Genomic DNA, 18,595 nt, shown 5'->3' with positions numbered 1-18,595 from the left:
CTGACCACTGACCACTGACCACTGACCACTGACCACTGACCACTGACCACTGACCACTGACCACTGACTCTACCTCTCCACTTCCTTCAAATTCTCAATTTTCTTATTTCTCAGGAAGCCGTTGATGTCTTCGAAGTGTTCTTTCACCCGCTTGTTTCCGAATTCAAACACTTTGGTCACCAGTCCATCCAAGAAATCTCTATCGTGGGATACGATGATTAGCGTGCCGTCAAAGGCTTTCAATGCATCCTTGATGATGTCCTTGGTCTTCATGTCCAGATGATTCGTAGGTTCATCGAGAATCAGCAAATTCACCGGTTCCAAAAGCAATTTGATCATCGCCAGACGTGTTTTTTCCCCACCGGAAAGCACTTTTACTTTCTTGTTGATATCGTCGCCTTTGAACATAAATGCGCCCAAAATATCCTTCACTTTGGTACGTACTTCGCCTACTGCTATATGATCGATGGTTTCGAAGATTGTCAGGCTCTCATCCAAGAGCGAAGCTTGATTCTGTGCGAAATAGCCGATCATGGAATTGTGTCCCAGCTCGCATTTGCCTTCAAAATCAATTTCTCCCATAATCGCCTTGATCATGGTGGATTTACCTTCCCCGTTTTTGCCGACAAAGGAGACCTTCTGCCCCCGCTCTATAGTCATGGAAGCATTCTTGAAGACCACATGCTCATCGTAGCTTTTGCTCATCTCTTCTACGATCACAGGGTAATTGCCTGATCTGGGAGAAGGAGGGAAGCGGAGTTTCAATGCTGAGCTATCTACTTCATCCACCTCAATGATTTCCATTTTCTCCAGCATTTTAACGCGGGATTGTACTTGGAGTGTTTTGGAATAGGTCCCTTTGAAGCGGTCAATAAAGCCTTGGATATCTGCTATGGTAGCTTGTTGTTCTTCGTATTGTTTTTGCTGCTGCTCGCGACGTTCTCTTCGGAGTTCTAGGTAGTGGCTGTATTTAGCTTTGTAATCGTACATACGCCCCATAGTGATCTCTATGGTACGGGTAGTGATATTATCCACAAAGGCCCTATCGTGGGAAATTACAACCACAGCTTTTGCTTTATTCAGAAGAAAATCCTCCAGCCATTGAATCGACTCAATATCCAGGTGGTTGGTAGGCTCATCAAGAAGGATCAGATCAGGTTTTTGCAAGAGGATCTTTGCAAGCTCGATCCTCATTCTCCATCCTCCGGAAAACTCCGAAGTAGAACGCGTCAGATCAGCTCTCCCGAATCCCAAACCAAGCAATACTTTCTCTACCTCTGCTTCATAGTTCACTTCCTCGATAGCATAGAATTTCTCCGAAAGCTCGGATACCTGCTCGATTAGCTTGTAGTATTCATCGGATTCGTAGTCAGTTCTCACGGTCAATTCCTCATTGATCCGCTCGATCTCCGTCTTCATATTCAGGTAGCTGGCGAATGCTTTGGAAGTCTCGTCCATCACAGAGCAATCATCCGAAGTCAGTAGATGCTGAGGAAGATAAGCCACCACAAAGTCCTTTGGAGCAGATACAGAACCCGAACTGGGCTTGGTCTGACCTGCGATAATTTTTAGTAGTGTGGATTTGCCGGCACCGTTTTTACCCATAAGGGCTATTTTGTCGGTTTCATTGATGGCAAAGGAAATATTGCTAAAGAGCGTGGAACCGCTGTGAATGACGGCTACGTTATCTACTGAAATCATAAGTCTCGAAAGTGAAGCGGCAAAGGTAAGGTTTCAAATTTGAAATTTGTAATTGAAAATTTGAGATTGGTTAATCCGATCAATAGCTAGATTGGTTTTGTAGTTTAGGGTTTTCAATTTAGATTGAGGGAATGCTAAAAATTTTAAAAAAGAACCCTAAAACGATTAATGCGCATTTTGACCAAAAGTATGGGAAGCTTGGTGCCAAATCAAGAGATGCATTTGAGGAAAAATCTCAGGCATTTTTGATTGCTGAGTTATTTCCGTAATTTTTTCAGGCCTTCAAATGGGCCGAAAAATTCCAGAATAACTTTTTTTACGACTTATATCGGGATGCTACCGGATTTTTTTATTCTAATTCTGAATCGTTTGGAGAATCAATTTTGAAAGTAGTTCCATCATCACCCCAGAACATTTTGAAGTTAACCCTTTTAAATCCTAGGGATTTCATATGTGGTTCTAGTATCTGATATGTGTCTAACTTATTGGCGTTATCAGAAAAATAATGGCCAGCCAATAGTAGTTCGTCTTGGTTACTTCCTATTATCCTTACCTCAATATTGTCAATCCACATTTCCTTTCTAGCGATTTCGCTAAAGGATTCTCTCATTGATCTATATATGAGTTTATTATTGTTTTTGATTTTTACATCAAGTTCCTTGCTTAGTTTCAATTCTTCAGATCCATCTGGATATTTTCTTGATGCAGCTAATTTCATTTTATATAAAGCAGAGATGTCACTTTTTATTGATTCTACAGAATTCCACTGCTTTTTACTGGTAAAAAGGGAGGAAGTCAGTGATTCTTTTAAGAAAACTAGATTTCTCTCTTTTTCTTTCAAAGCCCATTCAGCTTGTTTAATTTCGTTTTCTTTTTCGCTAAATATTTTTTTTTTTCCTGAGCACTGTCAAGGAATATTTGCGCTTTACCGGCAACTATATATAAACTATCTATTTCATTTTTATATTTGCTGCCTGCTGGGATATTTGCTAAAATTGATTGTGCACGTTTGAAATCAGCAGTAAGCATCGCTCCCTTTGCTCTTTGAATTTCTTTTTCGGGGGACCCTTTTTTTTCTTTTTGAGAGCATCCGAATGCGAATAATATATAGAGTGATATTATTAAGGTCAATTTCATGGCTTTAAGCTTTTATGAAGTGCATCTAAAAATAGAGGTTAATTTAGAATTTACTTTGAAAATTTAATTTAACAATAAAAACCGCCCCGAACTTAATCGAAGCGGTTTTCAGGCATAGGACATCGGTCACCCGACAACTAACAAATATTATGCGTTCACACCCAAAGCCCGCGCCATGGTAGCTCCGATCTCAGCCGGAGAATCTACTACGTGAATTTCATTTTCTCCGCTACGGAGCTGGGGATTTTTCACTGGGTAATCCAGACAAGTTCCAAATAAGTGCATTCATGCTGATATATGCTTTAGAATTTCTTCTTCAGTTGATTTTTATGATAGGTGATATTAAATACGAAGGATATGAAACATTTTACAGGTATTTATCGAATAACATGTATACTAACTAATTAAAAGGAGTTTATTGTTTTGTAATAGACCCATACTGGGATTGAAAATCCTAAGCACATTTTTTTGAATAAATCTTAAACCATAATCGAAAAAGCTATGAAGAATTTTGTCGTTCTTATTTTTACTTTTCTTTCCCTTACAGCCCATGCTCAATTAGCTCAAGATTCAAATGTGTATTTAGCGTTCGAAAAGCAGCTTGATCAAGCGGATGCAGATGAGTTGGAATCTATTAATTTGTTGGAACATTACCTCAGCGATAAGACTTCTCTGAATGTAAGTGAAGACAAAAACGATGTGGATTACATAGTGCAACTGAGTGTTGTAAAAAAAGATTTGGGAAATAGAAGGGGTAAAATAATGATTATTGATCCGGTTTCAACGCATGTGATTTATGAATCAAAATGGGTCTTGGGAATCAGAAATATGTTTTACAGACTTTCTGGAGAGAGGCATGCAATAGCGAAACTTGTATCCAGAAAATTACTTTCAGAATATCCGGAAGTTAAAAAGTAAGGCATTTCTTCCGCCGTTCGTGCCTGCCCTCCGGTAGGCGGGTCATCACGACTGGCTTTCATTTGCCATTTTTCCGTGAGTGAGACACTCACGGAGGCTTAATAGAGGCTTTGAATTTTGAAAGAACAATTCGCAGGTAAGGAATCTTGATACTTGAGTCTTACATCTAGCATCTAGCTTCTAAAAAATAAAAACCGCCCCGAACCTAATCGAAGCGGTTTTTTTAAGCCCTCCATTGCTGGCAGGCATCGGACGTCGGTCACCCGACCCGCCACGGCGGGCAGGCACCCAACAAATATTATACATTCACACCCAATACTTGGGCTATGGTAGCTCCGATCTCAGCCGGAGAATCTACTACGTGAATTCCGTTTTCTCTCATGATTCTCATCTTGGCAGCAGCAGTATCGTCAGCACCACCGATGATCGCGCCTGCATGACCCATTCTACGTCCCGCAGGAGCAGTCTGACCTGCGATGAATCCTACTACAGGCTTTTTGTTGCCGGTTTCTTTGATCCATTTGGCAGCTTCAGCTTCATAGTTTCCTCCTATCTCACCGATCATTACGATCGCATCAGTTTCAGGATCTTCCATCAGCAACTGTACTGCTTGTTTGGTAGAGGTTCCGATGATCGGGTCACCACCGATACCGATAGCCGTAGATACGCCAAGACCTGCTTTGGCTACCTGATCAGCAGCTTCGTAAGTCAAGGTTCCTGATTTGGATACGATACCGATTCTTCCTGATTTGAACACAAAACCGGGCATGATACCTACTTTTGCTTCTCCCGGAGTGATTACGCCGGGACAGTTAGGGCCGATTAGCGTAGCTCCTCTTTCTATAATATATGGTTTGGCTTTCATCATATCAGCTACAGGGATTCCCTCAGTGATAGCGATGATAACTTTGATACCTGCATCAGCAGCTTCCATGATCGCATCAGCAGCAAAAGCCGGTGGAACGAAAATGATAGATGTGTCTGCTCCGGTTTTTTGAACAGCTTCTTCTACAGAATTGAAAACAGGTCTTTCCAAATGAGTCGATCCTCCTTTACCCGGAGTTACACCGCCGACTACGTTGGTACCGTATTCGATCATTTGCTGTGCGTGAAAAGAACCCTCAGATCCTGTGAACCCTTGTACGATTACCTTGGAATTTTTATTTACTAGTACACTCATGATGCGATTTCTATAGTTTGGCACAAAAATATAATAAACCCACCGCCCACAAAAGAAAAGAAGAACAATATCCCGGATATTCGGTGATTCTTTGAGGAAGTCAGGATTTCGGGGACGGATGGTGGATGAAAAGAGCTGAATACCCTGTAGTCTTAGGGAAGGAAATCAGCCCATTCCCTTAGAGTGAAATGTGTTTATAAGAAGCAATTGACACGTTTTAGATTTGGGAGACCTATATTTTTTATATTTGCGACAAAATTAGATTTTTCACATCTTTTATGTAGTCTATGTTCAGCCTCAAAATCCTCATCGTTGAAGATGATCCGGTATCAGCACTTTTGCTTCAGCGTGCCTTGGAGAAAAACAGACACGAGATCCTCGAAATAGCGGACTCAGGAGAAAAAGCTCTGGATATTTTATCCGAGAATCACGCCGATATAGTGATGATGGATATCAATCTGGCCGGAGAGCTTGATGGAATTAAGACCACCGAAATCATCAATGAGATATACGGTGTCCCGGTAGTATACCTAAGTGCAAGCTCTGATGCAGAGACGCTTAATAAAGTGGTGGGAACCAATCCAAGTGCCTATGTGATCAAGCCTTTTAATATCCGTGAGTTAAATATGGTGATTGAATTGGCTATCTATAAAGACCGCAAAGAAAAAGAACTCCAAAAACTTAACAATGAATTGGAGGAAAAAGTAAAGCAGCGTACGGAAGAGCTATACAATGCAAATAAAGAACTCACCAAGGCATTGGAAAAAGAACGGGAAATCAATGAATTGAAATCCAGAATCGTGCTGAACGTCTCTCATGGCTTCAAAACTCCCCTCACGTCCATTTTGAGCTCAGCGCAGTTGCTTCAGATCTATTCTGAAAAGGATCACCCCATGAAGCAAAAGATAGCCAAGCATGCCTTCAAAATCGAGCATTCCGTGAGGGCACTCAATAACTTATTGACCAGCGTGCTGTTTTTTGGAAAGGCGGATGCAAATAAGATCGAGTTCAGACCTAAAAAGATGTTTTTGGGAGCATTTGTCAAAGAGTTGCTTGATACAGTAAATGCGGGGATAGAAAACGACGTAACCATCAAAACTGAATTGGTAAATCTACCCAAAATCATCACTTCGGATAGTGAACTGTTGTACCAGATATTTGAAAACCTACTTTCAAACAGTATCAAATATTCAAAAGAAGGGCAGGAGGTGATTTTTAAATTGGAATATGCAGACAATAAACTGATAGGAACAGTCAAAGATTTTGGGATAGGGATCCCTGAATCGGAACAGAGCCAGCTTTTTGACCGTTTTTTCAGAGCAAAGAATGTAGGTGTCGTTGATGGATCCGGCTTGGGACTTTCTATTGTGAAAAAATGTGTCGATGTATTGAAAGGGGAGATTAGCTTTGAAAGCAATTCTAAAAAAGGCACCACCTTCAGGCTGGTAATTCCGGTAAACTGATTATGCTCTTTGAATCAAGAAATCTAAAATACAGTCACCCGGGCCAGCAAGCATTGGTTTTTTCGGATATCTCACTGGAGCCGGGAGAGAGTGTACTTGTGCTGGGAAAATCAGGTTCGGGAAAAACCACGCTGTTGAATTTGCTTGCGGGATTGCTGGAGCCGGAGGAAGGAGAAGTGAAGCTGGGAGGTCAGAATATTACGGCCATGAAAGGACAGGCATTGGATTTATTTCGCGGAAAAGAGATTGGAATAGTTTTTCAAAAACCCCACCTTCTCGCTTCACTGAATGTGAAAGAAAATCTTCAGATGGCTCATTTTTTCGGCAAGAAAAAAGGGCAAAATATTGATCAGCTATTGGCAGAATTGGGATTGGGAGGCAAGGCAAAATCTTCTGTGCTGACCCTAAGTGAAGGAGAGGCGCAACGGGTATCCATTGCCCGGGCGCTGGCAAATACCCCAAAGCTAATTCTGGCAGATGAGCCTACTTCCAGCCTGGACGATGAAAATACGGAGAAAGTCATCACACTTCTGAAAACCCAGGCGGTAAAGATCGGCGCAGCCTTAATCATAGTCACCCACGATCAGCGGGTCAAATCACATATCCCCAACTTTGTCGAAGTGATAGCGCCATGAATTTAGTTAAGCTTAGTTGGAAATATTTGACATTCAGACCACTTTCTACCGGGCTGAACGTGTTGTTGCTCGCTCTTGGATTGGCTATTATCACGGTGTTGCTCCTTATTCAGGATCAGTTCGAAAAGAAGATGAACCGGGATGCCGCCGGGATAGATTTGGTAGTGGGAGCCAAAGGGAGTCCTCTGCAATTGATCCTCTCGGGTGTCTATCACATTGATTTTCCCACAGGGAATATTCCAATGGATGAAGCGGAGAAACTATCCAAAAACCGTCTGGTGAAAAATATCATTCCTATGGCTTTGGGAGACAATTACCAAGGCTATCGAATTGTAGGGACAAATCATGACTATCCGGCACTTTATGATGCGCAACTGCAAAGTGGAGAACTTTGGAAAAAACCGTTTGAAGTAGTGCTGGGATGGGAAGTAGCTGCGAAAACGGGCTATAATCTGGGAGATGAGTTTGTGGGAAGCCATGGAATAAGCGAGGGAAGCCATGAGCATGATGAAAATAAATTTAGAGTAGTAGGAGTACTGGAGCCTGCGGCAAATGTGCTGGACCGCTTAATTCTGACAAGTGTGGAATCCATTTGGTTCACGCACGATGAACACGATGAAGAAGAATCCGAGCATGCAGATTCTACCGCTGAGCATGAGGGGCATCCTGGCAGTGACTTCCAGGAATCAGTTGCTATGAAAGGATTTCCTCACTCAGATCAATCCAGAGAATTGACCACGCTTTTGATCCAATACAGAAATCCTATGGCAGCGATTCAGCTTCCCCGGTTGATTAATTCAGGTACGTCTATGCAAGCGGCCTCACCTACTTTTGAGATGGTTAGGCTGTTCGAGCTCCTTGGTGTTGGAATTACGCTTTTGAAGGGGCTTGCGGTGGTGATCATCGGGATTTCGGGGCTTGGGATTTTTATAGCGCTTTACACTTCACTCAGAGAAAGAAAATATGATCTGGCAATTCTGCGTGCTATAGGTGCATCTAGAGCTCAGCTTATGCTGTTGATTTTTCTTGAAGGGATTATGCTGACTTTTATGGGTGCAGTGCTGGGGATTTTACTTGGACATAGCTTTCTTTCGGTGATTATTTCCCAGAATGAACAAGGCGTAGTCAGCAGTCTCCAGCCTTGGATTTTCTTGAAAGCAGAACTTTGGATAGTAGTTTATGCGTTAGTGGTGGGAGTTTTGGCTTCTATGATCCCTGCCTTTGCAGCTTATCAAACAAGTATTGCAAAGCAGTTGACAAAGGCTTAACTAGTGGCTGATTAAAAACCCGAATATATGAGAAAGATAAAAATAAGCCTTTTGGCAGTTCTGGTGATGATTTTGGGACAGGTGTCTCTAGTGGCACAAAGTACCAATGTCTGGAAAAACCTTTCTGAGGTTACCTATAAAATCTCTGAAGATGAATATGGGGAGCTTTATGTGCCTGTCTTTTCTGAAAATATCACCAAGCTGGAAGGCAAGGTGGTGGAGGCCGATGGCTACATTATTCCCTTCGAAGGAATGTTCAAGCCGGATCATATTATCCTATCAAGTTTACCTTTGGCCGAATGCTTCTTCTGTGGCTCCGGAGGTCCCGAGACCGTGATGGAAGTGGACATGGCTTCCCCGATCAAATATACTTCCAACAGAGTTCGTGTGAGAGGAACTCTTACACTCAATAGCAAGGATCCTGAGAAGCTGATGTATATTTTGACAAATGGAACTTTGGTGAATTAAGAGATTTTGATTCTCCCAATCCACCAAATTAAAGGCTCCGCCTAATAGCAAATCTCTTTCTCCATCTTACGGAATTTCTGCAGAAGATCAAGTGAGACCTGTCCGGGTTTTCCGTTGCCTATTTCACGCTCATCGATTTGGGTGACAGGTAGCAGCACTTTGGTAGTACTGGTGATAAAGGCCTCGTCCGCATTGAAGGCTTCTTGTATGCTTACAGGTCTGATTTGCACTTCTCCGGCTAATTCTATGATATGTTTGCGGGTAATTCCCATCAGTACATTCGCATCGGGAGTACTGATGATTCCATCTTTTACGATGAAAAAATTGCTGCGGGAACTCTCACTGACGATGCCATTCATATGGTAGAGCACGTCTTCTGCTCCCGCATCCTTCCAGCGCATACTATCCCAGACTGAGAGAGCGTAGTTCGTCGTTTTGATATCTGCAATCGGCCGTACATATTCCAGAGAGAGTAGTTTGATGCCTTTTTCGTATTTCTCCTGAGGTGGGAAAATCAGTGATTCGGCGAAGATGAACAACTTTCCTTTGGCAGGTGAAAAGTGATTGGACGAAATACCCCCGCTCAAAACCATACGAATACCGCCTTCCTTGAGATGGTTTTTCTCAATCAAGTCCTGAATTACCGCTTTCAGCTCCGCTCTGGAATAGTCTAGCGGTAGAAAAGTTTTTTCTGCTGAAGCAAAAAAACGATCTAAGTAGCTGTCCAGAAAAAGCGGTTTAAAATTTACTGTACGGAAAAAATCGAAAATCCCATATCCTCGGATCAGTCCTAAATCCATCGGGTGAATGCTGGCTTTTTCGGTAGAGATAATTTGCCCGTCGGCAAAGCAAAATGGTTTCATATGTTTATAATTGATTTTTTAGTGGCAATATGGAATCTTCGCAAGGTCTATAATCATCCCAGTGAGGCTGTCTCATAACTTATAATTGTCACATTGAGCAGCTTGCCTCGCCTTGGCAGGAAGTCGAAATGGGCTTAATTAGCTCATAAAAGGCTTCGACTTTCATGCCTTCGGCAGACTGGCTGCTACCAATGACAGAATTTAAATAAGTATGCAAATGTTGTGTCAGTCCGAGCACCCGGAAGACGGGAGTCTGAAGGAACGAGGACCCTTCGATTTCGAGACTCTCGTCTCTCAAGTGCTCAGGGTGACCCAACTTTATTTCTACATCACTTTCCGTCATTATTCATTTGTGAATCTTAAATTTTCCTTACTCAGCCTGACAAGAAAACCTACTTATGAGACAGTCCCCTGCCTAATGGTAGGTAGGCTCGATTTCAAAGTGTAGGTGTTTGTTCGTGTTTAAAATTAACAGCTCTTCCTCAATTTATCACCTTCCAATATCATCTTACCCAATAATACTGTATCTAGATAAAATAGTACCTTTACTCTAAATAAACAGAGCAATTATGAGACGCCAATTTCTATTTTTGATTTTCACTTCGTTTTTATTGGTAAATGCCTGTGGTCCAGCTGCTCCAAGTGAGAGCGAGAAGCTACGGGCGGAAGTAATTGCGGTTCACGATGAAGTAATGCCTCAAATGGGGCAGCTCAAATCTCTAGAGCGAAAAGCAGTAGAAAAAGTGGAGGAATTGCAAAATCAAGATCCGGTAGATTCGGTAGCAATTGAGGAGCATAAAGCACTTGCCTACGATCTTAACCTTGCTTATGAAGGGATGTTTGACTGGATGCACCAATATGAGCCTGAAGACGGTGAATTGAGTGATGAAGAACTCAAAACCTACCTTGATGGGCAAATGGACCTCATCGCTAAAGTGAATAAAGATGTGAAAGGAGCTATAGCCAAAGCGGATAAACTCCTTAAATAGGGCATGCTGAAAAACGCCGGTAAAAGATCAAAAGCTCTCATTTTGAATGATTAACCCATTTTTCATACGAACGGTTTTTCAGCAAGTGCAAGCCTATTGACCACAATAGGTCTTTATCCATGCATCAGAAAATCCCAAAATCGGGATTTTCAGCTAGCCTCAGCCATACCATCTTCTACGTTGGCCTCGTTCGAGGTATAAGCATACATCTTCACTCGGCCGCCTTGAAGCTGGCATAACTGAGACTTTTTCAGCAAGCCCTAAATAATCAGAATTCCGGTTTTTCCTGCAGATATTTTTCCACCTGTTTTGAGGTGATTTTACCCTCTTTCATTCCCCAGATATTATAGAGATAGGTACTGATTTGGGAGATTTCCAAAGAAGTCAGTTGTGGGCTCGCAGGCATTGGTTGATTGTAGATCTGGCCATTAACCAAAATTTCCCCTTCCTGCCCATGCTTCATAATCCATACAGTTCGATGGACGCTTTTTTGGAAATAATCCGAATCCCGTAAGGGAGGGATCAATTTCCCCAGTCCCGAGCCATCGTTTTGATGGCAGTTTCCACAGTGGCTTTCATAGATGGTTTTGCCTTCTACCGCATATTTCATCACCTCAGGGTCTTCTATTTGAGCGAGTGTATTCTCCTCATCAGAACTCTTTGGGCTGCATGCTACCGCAAATAAAAGGATCATCAGGTACTTTTTCATTTACCCAATAACTTTGGGATATCAGAGATCAACTGATCCACTTGTTTGGCTTTGGTACCGTCGTACACACCACGGATGTGACCATTTTGATCCACTAATACAAAGGCTCCACTGTGAAGGAATCCTCCCGGAGCTGTCTGATCCTCCTGAGCTGTGGTTATGTAGCTGGTCTGTCCTATTTCATAAATTTTCTCTGCATCACCGGTCAGGAAGTTCCATGTGTCAGCATTCTCAATTCCCAATTTCAGGGCGTAATCTTTCAGCACTTCCTGAGTGTCATGAGTTGGATCAATGGAGTGACTCAGGATTTTGAAGTTCGGATTGTCTCCAAATTCCTCATACACTCTCAGCATTTCCTTTTTCATAATAGGACAGATGGTCGGGCAGGTCGTGAAAAAGAAATCTGCGACATATACTTTTCCTTCTACTGAAGATTTGGTAATCGTATCGCCCTCTTGATTGATAAATGAGAAGCTTGCGATTTTGTGGTAAACGGTATCCTGAACTACCTTCCCGTCCACTGTTTTTTCGTCCATGTGCCAATTTCCAAGTTTCGGGAGCGTCGCTTTTTTTTCTACAGACGGAAAACATTGGGAGAACAGAAATACTATCAGAAGAAGGCCAAGAATCGAAAATCTCGTGTTCATGATGATTAAGATTTATTTCTAAATTTTTTATACAATCTGATAGCAAGCATCAGGGTCACGCCAAGTGTGATAAGCCCTGCCAGACCCCACACCATGCTTAGGGTGCTTTTCAATACTATCAAAAACACAATAGCAAAGAGTAGCAAAGTAGACGCTTCATTCCATATTCTCAACTGTGTGGAAGTCCATCGGGTTCGCCCCGCTTGTAGCTCTTTGAAGAGCTTGTGACACCAGAGATGATAGCAGTAGAGTAAAAAGACAAACCCCAATTTGGCATGCATAAAACCCATTTGCAGGTACCCTATTCGCTGACTCAATACTAATGTACCGAAAATTAAGGTGAGAACTGCGGATGGCCATGCGATGATGTACCATAAGCGTGAGGCCATGAGGTCCAACTGAGGTTTGAGGATATTGCGCTCTTCCTGCGGACGTTCCATCGCCTCCGTCTGGTAGATAAACAACCGGACGATATAAAATAGCCCTGCAAACCAGGTAACTACAAAAATGATGTGAAGTGCTTTGAGGTACTCGAAAGTCATTCTCGGAATTTTCGGCTAAATTAAGGCCTAATCTTTATAACCGCACCTAGTTTTTGAAAAGCTCTAAAATCATTTTCTGGATTATCGCCTTAATTGTGGCTGGACTTGTAATTTATATCTCAATGGATTCGCTATCCCAACCGGGAATCGAACGGTTTGAGGGGAAATACGAAGAATTGTCAAGCTATAGAAATGAAAATAATACCGGACCCGTAGTACGGGTGTATGCGATAAAAGCTTTGGATGATTCTAAAGAATGGATGCGGGAATACGGAGATGCTATGCCGCATACCAAATACGGCAGGACTGTGGTTTTCTTTTTCTCAGACGAACTGGATCAGGAGATCAACCTGTCTCCTACAGATCCCTATTTCTCCAAAGCAATGCAGCCTTATGTGATTGCTACCTATCAGAAGAGCCCAATGGGAGATGTGAGTTTTACAGATGGATATCCGAAATGAGAAAACGTCTTGCGCTACAGGAATATAAAGAAGGAGTTCTTTCAGGCGATAGGACTAAATTAAGTCAGGCTATTACCCTTGCAGAAAGCGCGCTGGAAAGTGATTTGGCATTGGCCTCTGATTTGGTGCAGGAGATCTTGCCATTTACCGGCAAGTCTATCAGAATAGGGATCACAGGAGTTCCCGGAGTTGGGAAAAGTAGTTTTATAGAGGCTTTCGGGAAAATGTTGGTAGATGAGGGGAAGTCCGTGGCTGTGTTGGCAGTGGATCCTTCCAGTCAAAAAAGTAAAGGCAGTATTCTAGGAGACAAAACCCGAATGGAGAAATTGGCGGGGGATAAGCGGGCGTTTATTCGTCCAAGTCCCACGGGTGGCGCATTAGGAGGGGTAAGTACTAAAACCAGAGAGGCTATGTTGCTTTGTGAAGCAGCAGGTTTTGAGGTGATTCTGATCGAAACAGTGGGAGTGGGGCAATCAGAAACAGCCGTAAAGAACATGGTGGATTTCTTTTTGCTGCTTATGTTGGCTGGAGCAGGAGACGAACTTCAGGGTATTAAAAAGGGCATAATGGAAATGGCTGATGGCGTAGTGATCCATAAAGCGGACGGTGATAATCAGACAAATGCCAAGAAAGCCAGATCAGCTTATAAAAATGCACTTCACCTTTTTCCACTGGGACAGAATAACTGGTCAACTCCGGTGCTGACAGCTTCTTCAGTGACAAATGAAGGACTAAGTGATATCTGGATGATGATTCAGAAGTACAATTCCCAGATGGATAAATCGGGTTTTTTGGAATCAAACCGTGCTTCCCAACGGCTGAAATGGCTGGATGAAAATCTACAGTTCTTACTTGGGAAATTCTTTCTAGAGCATAGGCAAGTGCAGGAAATGCTCAATCAAAATCGTAAACGCGTTGAAAATGGAGAACTCAGCCCTTTGTCCCTTGCGCGGGATTTGATTGATTTTTTTTTCAACGAAAAGAAAATCTAAATGAAATACCTGGTTGGAGTTTGGCATGAAGGATTTGGAGGGAATTGTAAGGCTGAAGTAATAGAGATGTTAAAGGATAAATTCCCTGAAGTTTTCCCTATGTACTAATTTATAGTCTGCATTATAGGTATCTCTGAATGCAGATGGAATTGAGAATTTAGCATCAGGATTCCATTTGAATTCATATGCATTCAATTTCCCGTCTTTTTCTTCTAGATAATCCAGTTCCTGTTGGTTTTTGGTTCGCCAAAAATAACTATTGACTTTAATGCCTTTATACTCTAAAAACTTCAATCTTTCAGACATCAGGAAATTTTCCCAAAGTGCTCCAATATCGTTTCTTAGGTCAATTGGCTGTAAGTTTTTGATCAGCGCATTGCGGACTCCATTGTCATAAAAGTAGATTTTCTTGTTCAGTTTTATTTCTTTCCGCAGGTTTCTGCTGAAAGTGCCCAGCCGATAGATTACATAGGCTTGTTCGAGCAAATCAATGTAGCTAATGACTGTTTTGACATCGATTTGAAGAGATCTGGAGAGTTCATTGTAGGAAACTTCGCTTCCCATCTGGAAAGCCAAAAGCTGTAGGAGACGAAAAATCACATCTTGTTTTTTGACGATACCCAAAGCCAATACATCTTTATAGAGATAGCTTTCTATGAGTTCGTATAATAACGACTCTTGATCCCTTACATTTGTGATGATTTCCGGATAAAACCCGTAGACAAGCCGATTGGGTAAATCCTGTTCTGCTGCTACATATCCCATTTTTTGCTCAAATTCTTTCCAACTGATCGGATAGAGATGAAATGTGGCTTTTCTTCCGGTAAGTGGCTCCTGAGTTAAGCCTGATAGCTCGAATGAAGATGATCCGCTAAGAATTAGCCTCACTTCCGGAATTTGATCGTGGATTATTTTTGCGGTGATTCCTATATTCTGAATTCGCTGTGCTTCATCAATAAATACATAGTTATAGTTTCCTATAATTGATTTGAGCTGCATGGTATTTGGCGTATCTAGAAGCCGTCTAGTTGTAGGGTCGTCTCCATCTAGAAATAGATAATCTTTTCCCGCCAGCAAATCATAGATAAGCGTAGTTTTTCCAACTTGCCGTGGGCCTATCAGTAGGATTACTTTCTTGCTTTCTAGCTTCTCAGAGAGGTTTTGGACATGAATACGATTAAATTTCATATTCAAATATAGACTTTTATGGATTGTATTCCACAAAAAGACGGCTTTTTATGGAATACAATCCACAAAAAGCCGTCTTTTTATGGATTTAATAAATAATATTATTTCACAAAAGCATAAAGCCGCTGAAAATTAATTCCCAGCGGCTTTTTGAAAAAAATACTGTATTCTAAATTTTTCGGAGATTAATTCTCCAATTCGTCACGGCGAACAAGTTGTTTCAATTTCAAATCCTAATAAACCAAGAATCCTGATGGTCCTCTTCCTACATCGAAGCTTCGGATTAGCGACCCTGTCTTAGAAAGTACATTTACAGTTCCATTCCCTTGAAAACCATTAGCGTCAGCTACATAGATTTGATCTAAGTTGCCATCATATCCAATGCCATAGAAGCCCGAACCGGTCATCAATTCTGTAGCTGTGGCAGTGCTTCCTTCGATTTCAATTGCGAGAATGGCATCGTTGTATTCCGGATAATCAGAACTAGTTACAATATACATTTTGTCATCTCCGTCGAATGCAATTCTGCCGGTAGGTTTCGTAACAGGAACTGTATAAGTATTTCCTAAAGTAAGGTTACTAAGATTTAATGTATAGAACTTGACCTCTTCTGCCGTAGTGGCATATATCCATAGTATTCCACCTTCTGCATGGAATTTCTTTGGAGAAGCGTCCAGCTCAATAGTGGTAACTACTGCCTCTTGAGCCGCGTCGATGATTTCGATTTTCCTTTCTTCAGAGCCGGCAACGATGATATAGTTTCCGTGAGAGAAAAGATCCCCAGGCTTATTGGAAACGGCAATTTTCTTCGAAACTACTCCGCCATCAAGACCGTTCACTACGGCGATGTAAGAATCAGGTGTGCCATAGTTGGCATCATAGGGACCGTAATCACTGATGAAAAGTTTGCTTCCATTTACAGCCAGCGATCGAGGTTGGTCCAATTCTGCTGTCACAGCACCACGACTTTTGAAATCTGCCGGATTCACGATTTCCACCTTTCCTGTGTTGGCTACCAAGTACAATCTGTCAGTCTCAAGCACCATATCTTGAATCAGACCCGCGAAAGGACGGGAATTCTCTGCTTCAAAAATATTTGGAAGAAGCTCTTCTGTAGTTGGATTCAGATGAAATACTTCACCGTCATTGGATCCGAAGCTGCCTTCGTTCATGATCAGAATGCCATTGTCATACTTGCCTAAAGGTCTTTCTTCATCATTGTTTGAACAGGCAAAAGAGAAGGAAATTAAGGCGATAGCCCAGAGTAATTGTTTTAATTTCATATGATTATATTTTGATTTTTAAAGGCCATATGGAATCTCGCAAGATCTATAATCATCCCAGTGTGTGACTTTTTAGTCATGCTCGATTTCATATGTTTATAATTGATTTTTTAAGGGTCATAACCTGTCCCGTGACGAAGGAAACGGGATGGAATCTCGCATGGCTTATAATCATCCCGGTGTGTGTCGCTCTCGACATGCTCGATTTCAGAATAATATAGATAAGTTGAATTGATAGGATCTTCCCGGCATTGCTCTCAGATAGAGGACTTGATAGTCGGTATTGAGCAGATTGTTGACTTGAAAACTTACGGGGAAGTGGACTTTGCCAAGCTCAAGTCTGTCATAGCCCATCCCGAAATTGAAGAGTTGAAATGAGGACATCATGCGCGGATTGTCAGCAGTGACGGATCTTTCGCCCACGAAATAAGTCCCAATGGAGGAGGTGAACCCTGATTTCTTTACCTGCACTTTTCCATTGGCTTGGTGTTGTGGTGTGTACGGCAGCTGCTTTCCTACGGATTGATCATTCTCATCTGCGCCTTTTGTGGTTACTGCTTCGGAGTAGGTGTAAGATGTAGTCAGTTCCCAATCCCACGATAGAAATCGGACTGCCAGACTCCCTTGATATTCCAGTCCCTGATTACTGACTTTCTTGATGTTTTCAGGAGTCCAGAAGCTTCCTTTAGGTAGCCAAATGATCCAGTTGTCCACGGACATTTTGTAATAGGTCAAGCCTTGAGTCCAGTTGAGCTTTCCATTATTGCTCCAAGTCAAGCCAATTTCACCGCTAAGACTTTCTTCAGGAAGTAAGTCGGGGTTTCCGCCGGGATTCCAAAATCTGTCATTCAGCGTAGGGACTTTGAAGCCTTTTCCCAGGGATGTTTTCAACTGTAAGGTTTGGGAACCTGCATTCCAAAAGCTCCACTCAGCCCCCAGATTTGGAGTGAAAGGTGCGAAAGTGCCGGAATAAACCAACTGACGGAGGTTTAAGGCAAAAGATAGCTTGTCCGTAGCGGAGAATTTCGTGCTTTGATACAATTCGATACGTTTATCATCCGCTTGATAAGTGCTTAGATCTCCTTTTGTCAGCGTATATCTCGCACCTAATTTTGAGGTCCACTTGCCGGAAATCTCCTGATCCCAATCTCCACCCAGAAAATATTGTGTGCTGTTGTTTTGACTGGCATTGAAGAGTTGCTCGTTTCGGACAACCCCTGTTTTCAGATTCCATACCGACTTCTCCTCAAAATGAAAGAAATCTATGGCTACCCTGAACGCCTGATCTTCCTGTCTATCCTTAGTGTGCGAACCCATTACCGGCTGGACTTCCCGATTAGTTTTATTCCACCAGAAGGCAGTTTTTAGCTGGTTGGCTGTGCTGATATTCCATGCCAAATCCTGAACAATTCCGATTTGCTCTACTTGGGCATGATCTTCTTTCACTTCAGGAGTGCCGAATTGACCCAGGTCTTTGTAGGGGAAATTATTTTTTGAAAACTCTCTGTAGATTTTTGTCTTGCTACTGAAATTTTTCGATGAAAACCCTGCAAATCCACTGGTATTGAATAGACCAAAGCTGCCAATCTGCTGTGAAATCCCCGCTTGAAGTCCTTTTCCAAATTCAGAATTGGTGCCTAGATGAACACTTCCGCCTATGGCTTCATTTCCAAAAAGTGCTCCGGCATTCCCGAACTGTACACTAACCTGATCGACGGAGGAAATAGGCAAAATGGACAAATCGCTTTGTCCGAGAGAAGGACTGTTGATCGGCAGTCCATTCCAGAATACTGCCGTATGGCCTGCTGAAGTGCCGCGAAAGGAAGGGGAGGCGATCATTCCTGCGCCATATTGCCGTACAAAAACCGGGGATCGCTCTTGAAGGATGTCGCCCAGTGAGCGGCCTTGGTAAGCCTCCAATTCGTTTTTTGTCCAGTTGATTACTTTTTGCCCTTGGGCGAATTTATCCAAAGCCGGTGCATAGACTTCCACCTCAGCCAAGGGTATCGTGTCCTGACTGATCGGGCTAAAGCCGACAAATGTGTAAACCCACAAAAGCAAAGTCATGCCTGATCGAATTAGTAGTAAATTCAATTCGGGCTTGAAGGGAAATGGGAAGAAGGGATCGAAGCCGATAAATCGGCTGAGGCA

21 protein-coding genes are annotated in these 18,595 nt (G+C 42.3%); 9 read left to right on the top strand and 12 right to left on the bottom strand.

Going from position 1 to position 18,595, the window contains the following annotated elements; all coding sequences use genetic code 11:
- Positions 1-69 precede the first annotated feature (69 nt).
- Positions 70-1,701, bottom strand: coding sequence for an ABC-F family ATP-binding cassette domain-containing protein (locus J2X69_RS06440; protein WP_310100321.1), 1,632 nt, complete (start codon positions 1,699-1,701; stop codon positions 70-72).
- A 131-nt stretch (positions 1,702-1,832) separates the two neighbouring features.
- On the opposite strand from J2X69_RS06440, the gene J2X69_RS06435 reads away from it, so the two are divergent.
- The gene (locus tag J2X69_RS06435) at positions 1,833-1,970 is read left to right on the top strand and encodes a hypothetical protein (RefSeq protein ID WP_310100318.1); all 138 of its coding nucleotides are present in this window, start codon (positions 1,833-1,835) and stop codon (positions 1,968-1,970) included.
- Positions 1,971-2,050: 80 nt separating this feature from the next.
- Here the strand turns inward: J2X69_RS06435 and J2X69_RS06430 are convergent, their stop codons facing one another.
- The 3 genes from J2X69_RS06430 to J2X69_RS06420 all read right to left on the bottom strand — a co-directional run bounded on the left by J2X69_RS06430 (position 2,051) and on the right by J2X69_RS06420 (position 3,123).
- On the bottom strand, positions 2,051-2,542 hold the full coding sequence (locus J2X69_RS06430) for a hypothetical protein (protein WP_310100316.1): 492 nt from the start codon (positions 2,540-2,542) through the stop codon (positions 2,051-2,053).
- Positions 2,539-2,838 (bottom strand): hypothetical protein, encoded by a 300-nt coding sequence (locus J2X69_RS06425; RefSeq protein ID WP_310100311.1) that lies wholly within the window; start codon positions 2,836-2,838, stop codon positions 2,539-2,541. Before J2X69_RS06425 ends, J2X69_RS06430 begins: the two co-directional genes overlap by 4 nt.
- A 147-nt stretch (positions 2,839-2,985) precedes the next feature.
- A complete protein-coding gene (locus J2X69_RS06420; RefSeq protein ID WP_310100308.1) occupies positions 2,986-3,123 on the bottom strand; it encodes a hypothetical protein in 138 nt (45 codons plus the stop codon).
- Between the two features lie 216 nt (positions 3,124-3,339).
- On the opposite strand from J2X69_RS06420, the gene J2X69_RS06415 reads away from it, so the two are divergent.
- On the top strand, positions 3,340-3,756 hold the full coding sequence (locus J2X69_RS06415) for a hypothetical protein (protein ID WP_310100305.1): 417 nt from the start codon (positions 3,340-3,342) through the stop codon (positions 3,754-3,756).
- 298 nt (positions 3,757-4,054) lie between these two features.
- On the opposite strand, the gene sucD is transcribed toward J2X69_RS06415, so the two are convergent.
- The gene (gene sucD / locus J2X69_RS06410; protein ID WP_310100301.1) at positions 4,055-4,936 is read right to left on the bottom strand and encodes a succinate--CoA ligase subunit alpha; all 882 of its coding nucleotides are present in this window, start codon (positions 4,934-4,936) and stop codon (positions 4,055-4,057) included.
- Positions 4,937-5,223: 287 nt separating this feature from the next.
- Between sucD and J2X69_RS06405 the strand changes: the two genes are divergently transcribed.
- From J2X69_RS06405 to J2X69_RS06390, 4 genes are all read left to right on the top strand, one after another.
- Positions 5,224-6,399 (top strand): ATP-binding protein, encoded by a 1,176-nt coding sequence (locus J2X69_RS06405; protein WP_310100298.1) that lies wholly within the window; start codon positions 5,224-5,226, stop codon positions 6,397-6,399.
- 2 nt (positions 6,400-6,401) lie between these two features.
- Positions 6,402-7,034 (top strand): ATP-binding cassette domain-containing protein, encoded by a 633-nt coding sequence (locus tag J2X69_RS06400; RefSeq protein WP_310100295.1) that lies wholly within the window; start codon positions 6,402-6,404, stop codon positions 7,032-7,034.
- A complete protein-coding gene (locus J2X69_RS06395) occupies positions 7,031-8,302 on the top strand; it encodes an FtsX-like permease family protein (RefSeq protein WP_310100291.1) in 1,272 nt (423 codons plus the stop codon). Before J2X69_RS06400 ends, J2X69_RS06395 begins: the two co-directional genes overlap by 4 nt.
- Before the next feature lie 66 nt (positions 8,303-8,368).
- Positions 8,369-8,770, top strand: a complete 402-nt coding sequence (locus J2X69_RS06390; RefSeq protein WP_409014401.1) for a hypothetical protein — start codon at positions 8,369-8,371, stop codon at positions 8,768-8,770.
- A 41-nt stretch (positions 8,771-8,811) separates the two neighbouring features.
- Here the strand turns inward: J2X69_RS06390 and J2X69_RS06385 are convergent, their stop codons facing one another.
- Entirely contained in the window at positions 8,812-9,633 is an 822-nt protein-coding gene (locus J2X69_RS06385; RefSeq protein WP_310100285.1) for an aminotransferase class IV, read from the bottom strand.
- A gap of 569 nt (positions 9,634-10,202) precedes the next feature.
- Between J2X69_RS06385 and J2X69_RS06380 the strand changes: the two genes are divergently transcribed.
- The gene (locus tag J2X69_RS06380) at positions 10,203-10,622 is read left to right on the top strand and encodes a hypothetical protein (RefSeq protein WP_310100281.1); all 420 of its coding nucleotides are present in this window, start codon (positions 10,203-10,205) and stop codon (positions 10,620-10,622) included.
- A 268-nt stretch (positions 10,623-10,890) separates the two neighbouring features.
- On the opposite strand, the gene J2X69_RS06375 is transcribed toward J2X69_RS06380, so the two are convergent.
- The 3 genes from J2X69_RS06375 to J2X69_RS06365 are packed head-to-tail and all read right to left on the bottom strand — an operon-like array spanning position 10,891 to position 12,520.
- The gene (locus J2X69_RS06375; protein WP_310100277.1) at positions 10,891-11,331 is read right to left on the bottom strand and encodes a cytochrome c; all 441 of its coding nucleotides are present in this window, start codon (positions 11,329-11,331) and stop codon (positions 10,891-10,893) included.
- Positions 11,328-11,978 (bottom strand): SCO family protein, encoded by a 651-nt coding sequence (locus tag J2X69_RS06370; protein WP_409014397.1) that lies wholly within the window; start codon positions 11,976-11,978, stop codon positions 11,328-11,330. The genes J2X69_RS06375 and J2X69_RS06370 overlap by 4 nt, the downstream gene beginning before the upstream one ends.
- A 5-nt stretch (positions 11,979-11,983) precedes the next feature.
- Positions 11,984-12,520, bottom strand: coding sequence for a CopD family protein (locus J2X69_RS06365; RefSeq protein ID WP_310100274.1), 537 nt, complete (start codon positions 12,518-12,520; stop codon positions 11,984-11,986).
- A 122-nt stretch (positions 12,521-12,642) separates the two neighbouring features.
- Between J2X69_RS06365 and J2X69_RS06360 the strand changes: the two genes are divergently transcribed.
- Together J2X69_RS06360 and meaB are read left to right on the top strand one after the other, a co-directional pair.
- Positions 12,643-12,981 (top strand): hypothetical protein, encoded by a 339-nt coding sequence (locus J2X69_RS06360; RefSeq protein ID WP_310100272.1) that lies wholly within the window; start codon positions 12,643-12,645, stop codon positions 12,979-12,981.
- On the top strand, positions 12,978-13,973 hold the full coding sequence (meaB, locus tag J2X69_RS06355) for a methylmalonyl Co-A mutase-associated GTPase MeaB (protein ID WP_310100269.1): 996 nt from the start codon (positions 12,978-12,980) through the stop codon (positions 13,971-13,973). Before J2X69_RS06360 ends, meaB begins: the two co-directional genes overlap by 4 nt.
- 69 nt (positions 13,974-14,042) lie before the next feature.
- On the opposite strand, the gene J2X69_RS06350 is transcribed toward meaB, so the two are convergent.
- The 3 genes from J2X69_RS06350 to J2X69_RS06340 all read right to left on the bottom strand — a co-directional run bounded on the left by J2X69_RS06350 (position 14,043) and on the right by J2X69_RS06340 (position 18,511).
- Positions 14,043-15,161 carry an ATP-binding protein gene (locus tag J2X69_RS06350; protein ID WP_310100266.1) on the bottom strand — a complete coding sequence of 373 codons (1,119 nt, stop codon included), beginning with the start codon at positions 15,159-15,161 and terminating at the stop codon, positions 14,043-14,045.
- 233 nt (positions 15,162-15,394) lie between these two features.
- Positions 15,395-16,444 (bottom strand): DUF5074 domain-containing protein, encoded by a 1,050-nt coding sequence (locus J2X69_RS06345; RefSeq protein WP_310100262.1) that lies wholly within the window; start codon positions 16,442-16,444, stop codon positions 15,395-15,397.
- A 207-nt stretch (positions 16,445-16,651) separates the two neighbouring features.
- On the bottom strand, positions 16,652-18,511 hold the full coding sequence (locus J2X69_RS06340; RefSeq protein ID WP_310100260.1) for a TonB-dependent receptor domain-containing protein: 1,860 nt from the start codon (positions 18,509-18,511) through the stop codon (positions 16,652-16,654).
- Positions 18,512-18,595: the final 84 nt, after the last annotated feature.

The organism is Algoriphagus sp. 4150 (genome assembly GCF_031457395.1).
Taxonomy (GTDB): Bacteria; Bacteroidota; Bacteroidia; order Cytophagales; family Cyclobacteriaceae; genus Algoriphagus.
The sequence above is the reverse complement of the archived record's forward strand: the minus strand, read 5'-3'. Positions and strand labels throughout refer to the sequence as shown.

Bases quoted from the DNA above. Each gene is read 5' to 3' on its own strand.
- J2X69_RS06365 (WP_310100274.1), bottom strand. From the start codon at position 12,520: ATGACTTTCGAGTACCTCAAAGCACTTCACATCATTTTTGTAGTTACC.
- sucD (WP_310100301.1), bottom strand. From the start codon at position 4,936: ATGAGTGTACTAGTAAATAAAAATTCCAAGGTAATCGTACAAGGGTTC.
- J2X69_RS06420 (WP_310100308.1), bottom strand. From the start codon at position 3,123: ATGCACTTATTTGGAACTTGTCTGGATTACCCAGTGAAAAATCCCCAG.
- J2X69_RS06350 (WP_310100266.1), bottom strand. From the start codon at position 15,161: ATGAAATTTAATCGTATTCATGTCCAAAACCTCTCTGAGAAGCTAGAA.
- meaB (WP_310100269.1), top strand. From the start codon at position 12,978: ATGAGAAAACGTCTTGCGCTACAGGAATATAAAGAAGGAGTTCTTTCA.
- J2X69_RS06370 (WP_409014397.1), bottom strand. From the start codon at position 11,978: ATGAACACGAGATTTTCGATTCTTGGCCTTCTTCTGATAGTATTTCTG.
- J2X69_RS06360 (WP_310100272.1), top strand. From the start codon at position 12,643: ATGGATTCGCTATCCCAACCGGGAATCGAACGGTTTGAGGGGAAATAC.
- J2X69_RS06405 (WP_310100298.1), top strand. From the start codon at position 5,224: ATGTTCAGCCTCAAAATCCTCATCGTTGAAGATGATCCGGTATCAGCA.
- J2X69_RS06385 (WP_310100285.1), bottom strand. From the start codon at position 9,633: ATGAAACCATTTTGCTTTGCCGACGGGCAAATTATCTCTACCGAAAAA.
- J2X69_RS06400 (WP_310100295.1), top strand. From the start codon at position 6,402: ATGCTCTTTGAATCAAGAAATCTAAAATACAGTCACCCGGGCCAGCAA.
- J2X69_RS06425 (WP_310100311.1), bottom strand. From the start codon at position 2,838: ATGAAATTGACCTTAATAATATCACTCTATATATTATTCGCATTCGGA.
- J2X69_RS06435 (WP_310100318.1), top strand. From the start codon at position 1,833: ATGCTAAAAATTTTAAAAAAGAACCCTAAAACGATTAATGCGCATTTT.
- J2X69_RS06440 (WP_310100321.1), bottom strand. From the start codon at position 1,701: ATGATTTCAGTAGATAACGTAGCCGTCATTCACAGCGGTTCCACGCTC.
- J2X69_RS06390 (WP_409014401.1), top strand. From the start codon at position 8,369: ATGATTTTGGGACAGGTGTCTCTAGTGGCACAAAGTACCAATGTCTGG.
- J2X69_RS06340 (WP_310100260.1), bottom strand. From the start codon at position 18,511: ATGACTTTGCTTTTGTGGGTTTACACATTTGTCGGCTTTAGCCCGATC.
- J2X69_RS06345 (WP_310100262.1), bottom strand. From the start codon at position 16,444: ATGAAATTAAAACAATTACTCTGGGCTATCGCCTTAATTTCCTTCTCT.
- J2X69_RS06395 (WP_310100291.1), top strand. From the start codon at position 7,031: ATGAATTTAGTTAAGCTTAGTTGGAAATATTTGACATTCAGACCACTT.
- J2X69_RS06415 (WP_310100305.1), top strand. From the start codon at position 3,340: ATGAAGAATTTTGTCGTTCTTATTTTTACTTTTCTTTCCCTTACAGCC.
- J2X69_RS06375 (WP_310100277.1), bottom strand. From the start codon at position 11,331: ATGAAAAAGTACCTGATGATCCTTTTATTTGCGGTAGCATGCAGCCCA.
- J2X69_RS06380 (WP_310100281.1), top strand. From the start codon at position 10,203: ATGAGACGCCAATTTCTATTTTTGATTTTCACTTCGTTTTTATTGGTA.